The organism is Pseudooceanicola sp. HF7 (genome assembly GCF_011806405.1).
Taxonomy (GTDB): domain Bacteria; phylum Pseudomonadota; class Alphaproteobacteria; order Rhodobacterales; family Rhodobacteraceae; genus Pseudooceanicola.
The window spans coordinates 1-13,074 of sequence record NZ_JAATOW010000033.1 but is presented as its reverse complement, the minus strand read 5'-3'; the positions used below and the strand labels follow the sequence as shown (position 1 = coordinate 13,074).

Annotated in this window: 12 protein-coding genes; 3 read left to right on the top strand and 9 right to left on the bottom strand. The window is 65.9% G+C overall.

Annotation, left to right across the window (positions count from 1 at the left end; all coding sequences use genetic code 11):
• Positions 1-53: 53 nt before the first annotated feature.
• From HCZ97_RS15930 to HCZ97_RS15900, 7 genes are all read right to left on the bottom strand, one after another.
• Entirely contained in the window at positions 54-1,070 is a 1,017-nt protein-coding gene (locus HCZ97_RS15930) for a GSU2403 family nucleotidyltransferase fold protein (RefSeq protein WP_167689900.1), read from the bottom strand.
• A gap of 119 nt (positions 1,071-1,189) precedes the next feature.
• Positions 1,190-3,070 (bottom strand): bifunctional sugar phosphate isomerase/epimerase/4-hydroxyphenylpyruvate dioxygenase family protein, encoded by a 1,881-nt coding sequence (locus tag HCZ97_RS15925; protein WP_167689899.1) that lies wholly within the window; start codon positions 3,068-3,070, stop codon positions 1,190-1,192.
• 40 nt (positions 3,071-3,110) lie between these two features.
• Entirely contained in the window at positions 3,111-3,956 is an 846-nt protein-coding gene (locus tag HCZ97_RS15920; RefSeq protein ID WP_167689897.1) for a shikimate dehydrogenase, read from the bottom strand.
• Positions 3,953-5,473: a tripartite tricarboxylate transporter permease gene (locus HCZ97_RS15915; RefSeq protein WP_167689895.1), complete on the bottom strand. Its 1,521-nt coding sequence runs from the start codon at positions 5,471-5,473 to the stop codon at positions 3,953-3,955. Before HCZ97_RS15915 ends, HCZ97_RS15920 begins: the two co-directional genes overlap by 4 nt.
• Positions 5,473-6,084, bottom strand: a complete 612-nt coding sequence (locus HCZ97_RS15910) for a tripartite tricarboxylate transporter TctB family protein (RefSeq protein ID WP_167689893.1) — start codon at positions 6,082-6,084, stop codon at positions 5,473-5,475. Before HCZ97_RS15910 ends, HCZ97_RS15915 begins: the two co-directional genes overlap by 1 nt.
• A gap of 136 nt (positions 6,085-6,220) precedes the next feature.
• Positions 6,221-7,228, bottom strand: coding sequence for a tripartite tricarboxylate transporter substrate binding protein (locus HCZ97_RS15905; protein ID WP_167689891.1), 1,008 nt, complete (start codon positions 7,226-7,228; stop codon positions 6,221-6,223).
• 124 nt (positions 7,229-7,352) lie between these two features.
• Complete coding sequence (locus tag HCZ97_RS15900) at positions 7,353-8,273, bottom strand: LysR family transcriptional regulator (RefSeq protein WP_167689889.1); 921 nt, start codon at positions 8,271-8,273, stop codon at positions 7,353-7,355.
• 102 nt (positions 8,274-8,375) lie between these two features.
• Between HCZ97_RS15900 and HCZ97_RS15895 the strand changes: the two genes are divergently transcribed.
• The 3 genes from HCZ97_RS15895 to HCZ97_RS15890 are packed head-to-tail and all read left to right on the top strand — an operon-like array spanning position 8,376 to position 10,877.
• Positions 8,376-9,689, top strand: coding sequence for an FAD-dependent oxidoreductase (locus HCZ97_RS15895; RefSeq protein ID WP_254871567.1), 1,314 nt, complete (start codon positions 8,376-8,378; stop codon positions 9,687-9,689).
• On the top strand, positions 9,640-10,080 hold the full coding sequence (locus tag HCZ97_RS20645) for an FAD-binding protein (RefSeq protein ID WP_368484384.1): 441 nt from the start codon (positions 9,640-9,642) through the stop codon (positions 10,078-10,080). The genes HCZ97_RS15895 and HCZ97_RS20645 overlap by 50 nt, the downstream gene beginning before the upstream one ends.
• Positions 10,077-10,877, top strand: a complete 801-nt coding sequence (locus tag HCZ97_RS15890; RefSeq protein WP_167689887.1) for a sugar phosphate isomerase/epimerase — start codon at positions 10,077-10,079, stop codon at positions 10,875-10,877. Before HCZ97_RS20645 ends, HCZ97_RS15890 begins: the two co-directional genes overlap by 4 nt.
• A gap of 20 nt (positions 10,878-10,897) precedes the next feature.
• Here the strand turns inward: HCZ97_RS15890 and HCZ97_RS15885 are convergent, their stop codons facing one another.
• Positions 10,898-11,665 carry a class II aldolase/adducin family protein gene (locus tag HCZ97_RS15885; RefSeq protein ID WP_167689885.1) on the bottom strand — a complete coding sequence of 256 codons (768 nt, stop codon included), beginning with the start codon at positions 11,663-11,665 and terminating at the stop codon, positions 10,898-10,900.
• Between the two features lie 20 nt (positions 11,666-11,685).
• On the bottom strand, positions 11,686-13,074 hold a 1,389-nt coding region (locus HCZ97_RS15880; RefSeq protein WP_167689884.1), incomplete at its 5' end, for a carnitine 3-dehydrogenase.

Here is a 13,074-nt window from a genome sequence, read left to right as displayed (position 1 = left end):
GCAGCGCCCCAAGTCTTTGCATCACCAGACGGATCGAACGCCGGTTTCCGGGCTCATCCGGTCTCCAGCCCCTTCAGCAGGGCGCGCAGGGCGGGCATCCGGTCCAGAGCCATGTCCAGCCGGCGTGTCCACTGCGGCCCCCGGCTGCGCGCCTCTTCCAGGGCGTCGGCCAGTTCGTCGGGACGGTCTTCGGCCAGGGCGCGGCACAGGACCTCGGCCTGCCGGCGATCCTTTTCCGATTTCAGCCGGTCGCCCGCGGGGCGTCGGGTCGACACGATCAGCTTGTGGATCGCGAAACGCTCCGGGCGGGGCACCTGCACCAGCACGCCGGAGCGATAGAGCGCCACCGCGTGGATCGGCTCTGCGATCAGGTAGTTCAGGTAGTGCAACGCCTGGGCACGCACATCCAGCGCCGCCAGCGGGCGCAGGCCTTCCTCGCCGAAGGCGGGGGTCAGGAATTCGACCAACGTGCCGCTCTTGGACTGGGTCCAGCGCCAGGCCTGCCGGTTGTCCAGCGCTGGCATCGGGGCAAAGCGGAATCCGGCCAGCACCTCGCCCACCGGGGGATCGGCGCGGTCTTCAAGAGCGAGGGAGAGCCGCTCGAAAGAGGCAATGTCGATGTCCCCGGTCTGGGCGGTGTCGTCAAAGGCATAGCGCAGGCCCAGCTCGCCTTCGTAGAGGCGGAAGGCATGGGTCCCCACTATGGTGCCACCAAGCCGGAAAGTGCCCGCCTGCGCGAGGGCGTTCAGCAGGCCGCCGGTCCCCTGATCGATCCCCAGGAACCCTTCTGCTCTGAGCAGCCGCACCAGCCGGCTGCGGGCGGCCCGGCGGGCGCTGGCCTGCTCCTTCAGGGCTTGGGCCTGCTCTAGCCGCGCGCGCAGCTCTTCGCTGTCCTCGCCGATATAGGTCTTCTGGACGGAAGAGCCGATCCGGTAGCTGTCGTACCAATAGACCCGCCCGTTGCGGGTCAAGGATGTGGGCGTGCCGCGCAGACCGCTGGCCGCGTCATCCTTCAGCAGGCGCAGCAGATCGTGATAGGCCGCATGGGCGATGGGGGAATGGCGTTCCATGGCTGTATCCTACACTTTTTGAAAGCGTAGAGTACAGGCCGTATTCTACGATTACCAAAACTGTTGAATACAGTACCGATTCCAAGTCCCGTCCGCTCCGTCAAGAAGCAGAGCGCCCCTCAGATCCGTGGCATTCCCTTGGCCGGGGCCAGGCGTTTCTGCGCGGCGATGCGGAAGGGTGCGTTTGGGGCGCCGTAGCCCCGATATCCAGATGCGCGCTGCACGATTTCGAAGAAGATCCCGCCCTGAAAGGGGCGGCTGTAGCTCTGGAAGAACTCCTGTCCGTCCTCTGCGTCGTACAGGATCTGCAACGTCTTCATACGCGCCAGTTTCTCGGACGGGATGTCGAAGCGGCTGGCTAGGTCGTCGTAGTAATTCCCCGGGATCGGCAGCGGATCGAACCCCGCGCTGGCCAGGGCCTCTGCACTGGCAAAGATGTCTTCGGTGGTGAAGGCGATGTGCTGGACCGGCGCGCCGAAACTATCTGCCAGGAAGGCCCCGGCCAGCGTGCGGTGCGTCTCTGCCCCGTTCAGCGTGATGCGGAAGCGGCCCTCCGGCGTCGACAGCGCCTGGGAGCGCACCAACCCGTCAGGGTCGATCACGTCGACCATCGGGGATTTCTCCATGTCGAAGAGCGTGCCGTAGAACAGCGACCAGCTGAGCATTTCGTCATAGGTCAAGGTCTGCGCAATGTGATCCACCGCTTGCAGACCGGCACCTTTCGGCCCCTTCGGCTCTGCGCCGAATTCCCGGGTCCAGACGGAAGCGTGACTGTCATCCAGCACATGCAGCAGGCTACCCCCCAGCCCGCGGATTGCCGGGATGTCCAGCTGCCCAAGCGCCGGTTGCTGGGTGAACCCCCGCGCGCCAAGCGCCTTGGCCCGCTCCAGCGTCTCGCTGGCAGAGGAGACGGCCAGCCCGACATCACAGACGGAGGTGCCGTGCATGTTGTAGGCGGTGCCGGCGAAATCGCCCTCTTCCTCGTTCACGACGATACGGATATCGCCCTGCTGCCAGAGGGTCACCGCCTTGGCCATGTGTTTACCCGTCTGGGCAAAACCAAGGGCGGTCAGCTGGGCGCGCAACTGGTCGCCGTCCGCGCCACGAGTGGCAAACTCGATGAAAGAGGTCCCGTCGATCCTTTGCCGTGCGGGCATGACCGGCAGGGGGGCGGGAACATCGGGCTCCTGGCGGCGCACGTCATCCAGCAGCGCCATGAGGGAACGGTAGCCATCCCGCGCGATGGTGTTCGGGCTGCCGCCCCGGAACTGGTCGTTGAAGATCTCAAGGCTGACGGGCCCGGTATAGCCCGCCGCCAGCACCGCCCGCATGAAGTCGGTTACCGGCAGGTCGCCCTCTCCTGGCATGTTGCGAAAATGGCGGGACCAGTAAAGCAGGTCCATGTCGATCTTCGGCGCATCGGCCATCTGCACGAAGAAGATCTTGTCGCCGGGAATGCGGCGGATGGACTCCGGATCCAGGCCGCGGCCCAGCGTGTGGAAACTGTCCAAGATAATGCCGACACTGTCGTGATCGGCGCGGCGCACGATCTCCCAGGCGTCGCGGTGGTCGTTGACGTGCCGCCCCCAGGCCAGGGCCTCGTAGCCGATCCGCAGCCCGCGCGCCGCCGCCCGTTCGCCCAGCTCTCGCAGGTCATCCGCGGCCCGGTCGATCCCGCCAAGCGCCTTTGGATGCACCGAAGAACAGACCAGCACCAGATCCGCGCCCAGGTCCTGCATCAGGTCGAACTTGCGCTCCGCCCGGTCAAAGGCCTTGACGCGCAGCTCCTCCGGCAGACCTTCGAAATCGCGGAACGGCTGGAAAAGGGAGATCTCAAGCCCCTGATCCCGGATCCGGTTGCCGACGTCGCGGGCCGACCCGATATCGGTGATGAAATCCTGTTCGAAGATCTCTATCCCGTCGAACCCGGCGGCGGCGATGGCCTCCAGCTTCTCCGTCAGGGTGCCAGAGATAGAGACCGTGGCGATGGCGGTTTTCATCAGCTTTCTCCCAGGAATGTTCTCACGATGGCGGGCAGTGTCAGGTGTCGTTTTCCGGCGCCAGAAGCGCCGTGCGCAGGGCGGCCTCGTCCAGGCCACGCCCGGAAAAGAGCCGCCAGGCATGGACGCCCTGCCAGTAGAACAGCTCCCAGCCCGATATGATCGACAGGCCCGCGGCGGCCGCATCGGTCAGGAACTGCGTGTCCGTCGGCGTATAGACCGCGTCAAAGGCCCAGCCGGCCCCGGCCATGGCTGCCGCGGGCAACGGCGTGCCATCGTGACCGACCATGCCGACGGGGGTGCAGTTGATCAGCCCGCAGGCACCCTCGGCTGCATTCTCCGCGTTCAGCCAGATGGAGATATCCATCTCTGCATCCACCGAATGCAGTGCCTCTGTCAAAGCCTCGGCCTTGGCCGGGTCGCGATCGACCAGTCGCAACCGGCGACAGCCCAGCCCGGCCAGCCCGAAGGCCACGGCCCGCCCGACCCCGCCAGTGCCGATCATCAACACCGTGCCGGTCTCTGCCTCGCCGCGCGCGGCGCGATAGGCCGCCATGAAGCCGGAGTAGTCGGTGTTGAAGCCGCGCGGCCCCTCGGGGGCGAAGGTGACGGTATTCACCGCCCCGATGGCGCGTACTAGCAGGTCGTCCACTCGAACCTTGGCCGCGGCCAGCTCCTTGTAGGGATAGGTCACGTTGATCCCGCGATAGCCCCCTTCGGCGCAATCCGCGAAGACGCTGTCGAAATCCCGGTCCAGGTCGCGCGGGACCAGCCGGTCATAGGTCACCGCGATCTCGTTCTGATTGCCCGCAAGCCGGTGCAACAAGGGCGAGCGCGACCGGGCGATGTTGTCCCCGATCAGGCCCAGTTTGAGCGTATCCGTCATTGTTCGACCTCCTTGCCGGAACGGCCCAGAAGGCGCCGCTTTGCCCGGGTCCAGATCGGTGTCTGGGAGACGAAGATCAGGATCACGGCGCAGAACAGAACCAGAGAGAGCGGGCTGGTGAAGATACCCATGAAGAAGCGGCCCAGGTCCTCGCGTTCAGAGATGATCGCGCGCCGCCAGTTGTCATCCAGCAGCCGTGACAGGATCACCCCCAGGATCACCGGACCCAGCGGATAGCCGTAATGGCGCATGAAGTAGCCGAAGAAGCCGAAGCCGAGCATCCAGTAGACATCGTTGATCGAGTTGTTGACCGCATAAGCGCCTACGATCGACAGCAGCATGATCAGGGGGATCAGGACCGCCCGCGGCATCTCGACGATCTTGGAGAACAGGCGGATGCCGGTGAGTCCGAAGATCAGCATGAAGACATTAGCACAGACCAGCGCCCCGACGATGAACCAGAACATATCCGGCTGGTCGATCATCAGCATCGGGCCGGGGTTCAGCCCGTGGATGAACAGCGCCCCGATCATGATCGCGGTCACCGCGTCGCCGGGAATGCCAAGAGTCATCATCGGGATGAAGGCCCCACCAACAGCGGCGTTGTTGGCGGTCTCCGGTGCGACAAGTCCCTCCATCGCGCCTTCGCCGAAGGGGCGCTCGGGGTTCTTGGTCACGCGCTTGGCGTGGTCATAGGCCATCAGGGCCGCGATATCCCCGCCAGTGCCCGGAAGCGCGCCGATGATCACCCCGATGGTGGATGTCTGAAGGCTGAGCGGAAGGTGCTTCCTGACCGTGGACAACGATGGCACGATGCGGCTGATCTTCTGGCGCACGGCGGCCTTGTCGACGTGATGCAGCTGCATCAGCGCCTCGGAAATGCCGAACATGCCGATCATCACCGCGATGAAGGAAATCCCGCCCTCCATGATGGAAAGATCGAAGGTGAAGCGCTCGGTAAAGGTCAGCGGATCGCGCCCCACGGCGCCCACGGCCAGACCAAGCGCTCCGGCAAAGATGCCCTTCACCAGGCTGCCCTGGGACAGGGAGCCCACCAGCAGGATGCCCAGGATCGCCAGCAGCATGTAATCGCGCGGCTGGAAGCGCAGGGCGAAATCCGCCACCATCGGCGCAGCCAGCGCCAGGATTCCGATGCCGACGAAGCCGCCCAGGAAAGACATCACCGTGGTCACGCCGATGGCGGTGCCCGCCTCTCCGCGCTTGGCCAGGGGATAGCCGTCCATCGCCGTGGCAATAGCAGAGGGCGCGCCGGGGATGTTCAGCAGGATCGCCGTGCGCGAGCCGCCATAGACCCCGCCCATGTAGATGCCGATCATCAGAGAGATCGCCGGGTAAACATCCCAGGAGAAGGTGAAGGAGATCAGGATCGACACCGCCATGGTGACCGACAGCCCCGGGATCGCACCGACGTAAACGCCGGCAAAGGTGCCAAGACCCACCAGCATCAGAAGCTGGGGATGGGTGAAGATGGTCAGGAAAGCCAGCAGGGTATCCATCAGGCACCTCCCGCGAACAGGTTGCGGAAGACCTGGATCAGCTCGGCCTCGGGCACCACGCCCACCGGCATGAGCACGGTGAAGACAATGCGGAAGATCAGCCAGACCAGCAGCAGGCTGCCCAGAGCGATGAACAGCGTCCAGCCCCAGCCGCGGCCGGAGAGCATCTTGATCGACACGATCAGGAACAGCGCAGAGGTGGGCAGGAAGCCCAGGGGCCGCAGCAGCACGCCGTAGCAGACCAGCAGCGCCGCCACGATCATCACGGTGACCGGCAGGATATCCTTCAGCACGGTTTCCCCGCTGACCTTCGGCAGGCGGGCCGTGCGCAGCACGATAAGCGCGGCAGAAATCACCATGGCAAGGGTCACGGCCATGGGTACGGTGCCAGGGCCGGACAGGGCCTGGAACCCGGAAATGCCATAGGCGCTCCAGAGCAGGCCAAGGCTGGCCAGCAGCAGCAGGACGCCAAAGACAAGCTCTCCGGGGCGGCGCTCTTCCTCGTAGCCGCCGGGGGCCGCATCGGAGGTGCCGTCGTGGTGATCAGGTTCAATCCTGGTCCTGCCAGAGGCCCGGGCCTCGGCCGCGGTGCTGGGTGTGGTCCTGGACATGGGGTCCTCCCCTCTTGTCGTCATGCGCGACGCCGAGGCGCCTGCCTGGATAGCCGGAAAAAAGGCGCCGCACTTCGGTGCGGAAGCGCGGCGCCGGGATCGTCACGCAGCCATGGCTGCGCAGCCTGGGTCGGGATCAGTCGGCATCCGGACGGGCGATGCCGAACTCTTCCGGCGATGCCTTCGTCAGGCCGGCGTCCTGCAGAAGCCAGGTCGTGCCCTGCTGCCACTTGGCCAGGAAATCCTCGGCCTCGGCGCCGGAAATGCCCATCATGGAAAAGCCGCGATTGTCCATCAGCTCCACGAAGTCGGGGTTCTTGGCCCCTTCGGCATAGGCCGCGGACAGCTTGGCAACCACGTCATCAGGCGTGCCCTTGGCGACGAAAACGCCGAAGAAGGGGCCCCAGGGCAGGTAGGTGTTGTAGCCCTCGTTGAAGTCGGTGACGGGCGGGACGTCTGGCAGCTTGGGGTTCGCCTCAACGTCGAAGATCGCCAGCGGCTTCATCTTGCCGGCACGGATGCCTTCGATGGCCGCGCCAAGAACGGCGGGCATCACGTCGATCGCACCGCCTTGCAGCGCGGTCAGCGCCGGGCCGTCGCCGTCATAGGGGACAGAGATCACGTCCATCTCGCCTTCAACGGAGCCGATCATGCCGGTGACGACAGAGGGCAGGCCACCCGGGCCGGTCGCGCCCAGGCGCAGCTCACCGGGATTGGCGTCAATGTATTCCATCATGCCAGCGTAATCGTCGAAGGGCGCTTCGGGGTTCGCCACCAGGATCGGCGTACCCCGGGCCAGGATGTTGACCGGGATGAAGTCGGTGTAGTCCTTGTCGCCCAGGCCCATAACCTTGTAGAGCAGCGGGTTTTCCGCCCCCATCAGCAGCGTGTAGCCATCGGCCTTCTGGCCAGCCACGTGGTTCAGCGCGATGGCACCGACACCGCCGGTCATGTTCTGCATGACGATCGTGCCGCCCAGGGCCTCTTCGGCATGGGGCGTGACGGAGCGCATCACCGTATCGGTGGAGCCGCTGGCCCCCCATTGGATGATGCCCTGGATTTCCTTGGTCGGGTAATCCTGCGCCATGGCGCAGGATGCCGACACGATCACTGCCGAAACAGCACCGAAAACAAAACGTTTCATGAGTGTCCTCCCACTTCAAACTTTCGGATACGGTCCTCCCCATACCCGGATGCCGCCAGTCTGAGCGGTCCTTGCCGTTAACGTCAAATACCAAAATGGTAATATTGATAACGTGATGTTATCCTCAGCTCTGGCCGTCGAACCAGGTGCGCCCGGCCTCCGTCAGCTCGCGGCGAAACTGGCGGATGCTGAACTCCGCGAAATTGGACAGAACGCGATCCTTCTTGGTCACCGCGTAGATGTCGATCGCCGTTTCTTCCAGGATCGGCCGGCGGACGACGCCGGGCATGTAGACCTCGGCCACGCTGAATTCGTCGATCAGCGCCACGCCCAGCCCGTGCCGTACCAGGCTGACGACCGTCTGTGCAAAGCGCCCGCGCATGGAGTGGCGCACGTCCAGCCCCGCCTCGCGGAAGGGCCGCGCCACGGTGCTGCCATAGGGGTCGACCGGATCTACCCCGATCAGCGGCTCCCGGGCCAGATCGTGAACCGAGACGACCTCCTGCTCGGCCAGCGGATGCCCCTCTGGCAGGATCGCGATGATGCGGCCGTTCACCAGCTTTTCACTCTGGATCCCCGGATTGCGGATGGGCGAACTCATGAGAACGAATTCTCCGCGCTCCAGCAGCAGGTAATCGGTCGTTTCCTCGATCTTGAGGATGTTGAGGTCGATGTAGAGGTCCGGGTAGCGCGCCCGGATCGCCCGGATTGCACGCGCTGCGATGAACTGCGCAACAGAGGGGGCAGAGGCGAAGGCAAGCTGCACTTCCTCGCCCTTCTGAAGCGAGGCCAGCGCGTCCTGCAGGTTCTCGACACCCTTGTAGACCTCGCGGATCTGGTCAAAGACCCGACTTGCCGCGACAGAGGGCACGAAAAGCCCTGCGCGCCGCTCGAACAGCCGCAGGCCCAGCGACTCCTCCGTGTGTTTCACCAGCCTCGAGATCCCGGGCGCAGATACGCCCAACAATTCCGCGGCCCCGGCAATCGTGCCGCGCAGCATCACCGCCCGGATGACCTCGATCTGGCGCAGGGTCAGTTCGCGCATCGACCCCTCCTTGGATAACCTGATGTTACGTTGATAGCAGATTGTGTCATTGACGTTAATTCATTTCCGGACAACCTCTTTGCCAAGGGAAGAGGAGCCGCCATGACCACGTCGAACATCGATCTGATCGTCATCGGGTCCGGGGCCGCCGGGCTGAGCGCTGCCGTCACCGCCGCCGCCAGCGGTCTGCGGGTCACCTTGCTGGAAAAGGCCGATGTGCTGGGCGGCACCACCGCCTGGTCCGGCGGCTGGATCTGGGCACCGGGGAACCCAGTGGTGAAACGCGCCGGGGTGAAAGACAGGCCGGAAGACGCGCGGCTCTACCTGCAAGCGGTGATGGGCAACCGTTTTGATCCTGAGCGCATCGATGCCTTTCTGGCCGGCGCGCCGGCGATGATCGACTTCCTCGAGCAGGAGGCCGGGCTGGCTTTCGATCCCGGCAGTGCCATCCCGGACACCTACGGCGACCTGCCCGGCGCAGGGACCGGGGGGCGCTCCGTCATCGCGCGGGCGTTTGACGGGCGGGCGCTCGGGGCGGATATCGCCCTTCTGCGCAAACCCCTGCCCGAAACCAGCTTCCTTGGCATGACCATCCAGGCCGGGCCGGACCTGCGCGCCTTCATGACCATGACACGCTCTGCCCCCGCCCTTTATTATGCGTGCCGTCGTGTGCTGCGCCACCTGCGCGACCTTGCCCTGCATGGCCGCGGAATGGAGCTCCGCAATGGCAACGCCCTTGTGGCACGCCTGCTTCAGGCGGCGCGCGCCCGCGGGGTGAAGATCCACACCGGCGTGGAGGTTGCCGCGCTGGAACGCGCCGCGCCGCCCGATGCGCCGCAGGGCGGCGGGGGCCCGGTTACCGGCCTGCGCCTGCGCGATGGCTCAGGGCTGGCCTGCAATGTCGGCGTGGTGCTGGCCTGTGGCGGCTTTCCCCATGACACCGCCCGCCGCGCGGCGCTTTTCCCACGTGACGGCGAACACCGCAGCCTGGCCGTGCCCGAAGCCACCGGCGATGGCTTGGCCCTGGCCGAGGACCTGGGCGCAACCGTCACGACAGACCTCGCCAGCCCCGCGGCGCTCTGCCCGGTCTCCCACGTACCCTGGCCAGATGGCCGCAGCGGCGGCTTTCCCCATATCATCGAGCGCGGCAAGCCCGGACTGATCGCCGTGCTCCGCGATGGCCGGCGCTTCTGCAACGAAGGGCTGGGCTATCATGACTATGTCGAGGCGCTTTTGCGTGCCGTGCCGCCTGACGCACCGGCGCGCTCCTGGCTGATTTGCGATCACCGCTTCCTGCGCCACTACGGGCTGGGCATCGTGCGGCCCCGCCCCCTGCCCTGGCGACCCTGGGTGCGACGCGGCTACCCTGAAAACGGGCCGAACCATCGCCGCCCTGGCACAGGCCTGCGGGATTGATGCGACGGGACTGGAGCGCACGTTCTCCGACTGGAACCGCGATGCAGCAACGGGCGAAGACCCCGCCTTCGGGCGCGGCACCACCCCCTATATGCGGCTGCAGGGCGATCCCGATCACGGACCGAACCCCTGCGTGGCCCCGATCCTGAAGCCCCCCTTCTTCGCGGTAGAGGTTGTTCCGGGCAGCTTCGGCACCTTCGCGGGGCTCACCACCGATGGTCGTGCCCGGGTTCTGGACGGCACAGGTACCCCGATCCCCGGCCTCTGGGCGGCGGGCACAGACAGCGCGAGCGTCTTTGGAGGGCATTACCCTGCGGGGGGCATAAACCTTGGCCCGGCGCTTACCTTCGGCTTCATCGCCGGGCGCGACGCGGCGGAGGGACTGCAATGACCCGGACCCTGAGCCTGGCGCATCTGAGCGCCATAGACCTGCCGCCCCCCGCCCTGATCGAAGCCGCCGCCAGCGCCGGGTTCGATGCCGTCGGGTTGCGCCTTCTGCGCGTGACCGATGACAGCCCGGGCTATCCGCTGACCTCTGCCGCCGATCTGCGCGCCACGCGCAGCGCGCTGAAGGCCACGGGGCTGAAGGTCTCGGATGTGGAATTCCTGCGCCTGACCCCGGACTTCCGGCTGAACAGCCTCCTGCCCGTGCTCGACACCGGCGCAGAACTGGCAGCCCGCACCGTCATCGCCGCGCCCTATGATGCGGACCTGTCACGCCTGTCGGCCAACCTGGCCGCCCTGTCCCGGGCCGCGGCTGACCGGGGCCTGCGCGTGGTGCTGGAGTTCTTCCCCTGGACGCCTGTGCCCGACCTTGCCACCTGCTGGCAGGTTGTGCAGGCGGCGGGGCCCCTGCCCGGCCTGCTGGTCGATGCACTGCATTTCAGCCGCTCGGGGTCCACCCTGGATCAGCTTGCCGCGATCCCGCCGGACCGTCTCCCCTTTGCCCATCTCTGCGATGCGCCGGTGCAAGCCAGCTACACGACCGAGGAGCTTCTGGCCGCCGCGCGCGGAGAACGGCTGGCCCCGGGCGAGGGGCAGATCGACCTGCCTGGCCTGCTGCGCACCCTGCCCGCAGACCTGCCCCTGGGGCTTGAGGTCCCCGGCCCTCTGCGCGCCGGGGAAACCGTAACGGATCGACTGCGCCGTATTCATCAGGCGATGAGCACCCTGCTGAACAGGCTGTGAAGGGCCGGGTCTAGCTGCGATCAGCTGCGGTAATCGGAGCCGATGTCGGCGATGGAGCGCAGGTGCGCCTGCCATTCCAGCTCCAGGTCACCATCGTCGTCCAGCATCTGGACGTATTGGCCATGCACGCGGTCCGCGACTGCATCGTCGATCTTCTTCAGGGGGCGGCCAGAGGAGGTCGCGGCGACCTGGATCTCGCAGGCGCGCTCCAGGTAGAACATGTTGTTGTACATCTCTGCGGCGCTGCGGCCCGTGGCGATGAGGCCGTGGTTGCGCAGGATCATCACCGGGTGGCTCCCAAAATCCGCCACGATGCGTTCGCGTTCCTCAAGATCCAGCGCGATGCCTTCGAAATCGTGGTAGGCAATGCGGTTGTGGAACTGCAAAGAGATCTGGTTGAGCGGCATCAGCCCCTCTTCCATGCAGGAGACGGCGACGCCCGCGCGGGTGTGGGTGTGCATGATCCAGGCAGCGTCATGACGGTGCATGTGCACGGCCGAATGGATGGTGAAGCCGGCGGGATTCACCCGGTGGGGCGAGCCGTCCACCTTGTTGCCGTCCACGTCGATCTTGACCAGCGAAGAGGCCGTGATCTCTTCCCAACGCCAGCCGTAGGGGTTGATCAGGAAGTGGTTCTCAGTGCCCGGCACGCGGGCGGTGATGTGGGTATAGATATGGTCGGTGAACTTGTGTTGCGCCGCGAGGCGATAGCAAGCCGCCAGGTCTTCGCGGGTCTTGCGCTCTGCCTCTGACATATCGGCGGAGAACGGGGTTTCTTGCAGGGTCATGTCTGTCTCCTTCTGGGTCATTAGCCGCGCTGGCCGACGGCGGTGCCGCTGCCGCTTGTCTCAAGACCTTCATGGGCGCGCGCCAGAGAGTCCAGAGCGCTTGCCACTTCGGGCTCCGGCGGGCAGCTGCGCCGCGTGGTCAGATCGGTGTGCAGCAACAGGGTTTCGATGGTTGCGGCCAGGGTATCGCCATCCCAGACCCGGTGGAAGAGGTGCATCTTCTTGCCCTCGCCCTTCAGCACCTGCGTGGTAGCTGTCAGCACGGCACCCCGGTGGACCTCTGCCAGGTAGCGGATGCGGGTGTCCACGGTGAAGAAACTCTTGCCGGAGGCGATGTACTCCGGCCCCGCGCCGATCCGCTGCATGAAGCCATCGGTGGCCCAGGTGCCCAGCTCAAGATAGGCGGCCTCGTTCATGTGGCCATTGTAATCGGTCCAGGTGGCGGGCACGGCACGGCGGGTGGTGACCGGCAACCCGTCCCTTTCGCCCCCCTGCGGCAGGGCGGCTTCGTGATCCAGGATCACCTGCCCGGCCCCGCTGCCCGATTGGCGCAGGCTGCGCAGAATGCCGACAAGGTTGTCGTCGCGCAGGCGCTCAAGCTCCCGGATCGACCGTGCGCCTGACTGGGCATCGGATTGCGCCGCGATCTTCTCGGTCAGCGCCTGGTCCAGATCTGGTACGTCCATGAGCTTGGTCCAGGGCCAGGACAGCGTGGGGCCGAACTGGTCCAGGAAGGCCTTCATGCCCTGCTCCCCGCCCGCGATGCGGTAAGTCTCGAACAGGCCCATCTGCGCCCAGCGAAGGCCGAAGGACATGCGGATCGCATCGTCGATCTCTTCCGTGGTGGCGATCCCGTCCTTCAGCATCCAGAGCGCCTCGCGCCAGACGGCCTCCTGAAAGCGGTTGCCGATGAAGGCGTCGATTTCCGTCTTCAGGTGCAGGGGGAACATACCGATGGAGCGCACCACTTCTTCAGCACGGGTGCGCAGCTCTTCCGGACCCGACAGCTCTGCCAGGGGCAGCAGGTAGACCGGGTTGAAGGGGTGGACCACTACGACCGGCGCACCTTTGGCCGCCAGGTCAGAGGCCTTGATACCCGGGGTCGGGGGGGCGATAAACCCGCCCCCCGGCGGGGCGCCCATGATCTGGGCAAAGACGAAATGCTCCAGCCCAAGCCGCTCAGCCCCGTTTCCCTGCACCCAGTCGGCGCCGGTAACCGCCTCTGCCACGGTGCTCGCAAAGGTCAGGGTGCCCTCTTCCGGCAAAGCCCGGTCATAGAGCCCGGGAAGCGAGGCGCGGGCATTTGCCAGCACCTCTTCTATCTTGCGGGGGGCTTGCGGGTCCGGGTCGAACAGGGCCACGTCCCAGCCGTTCAGCAGGAAGCGCGCGGCCCAGCCGCCGCCGATGAC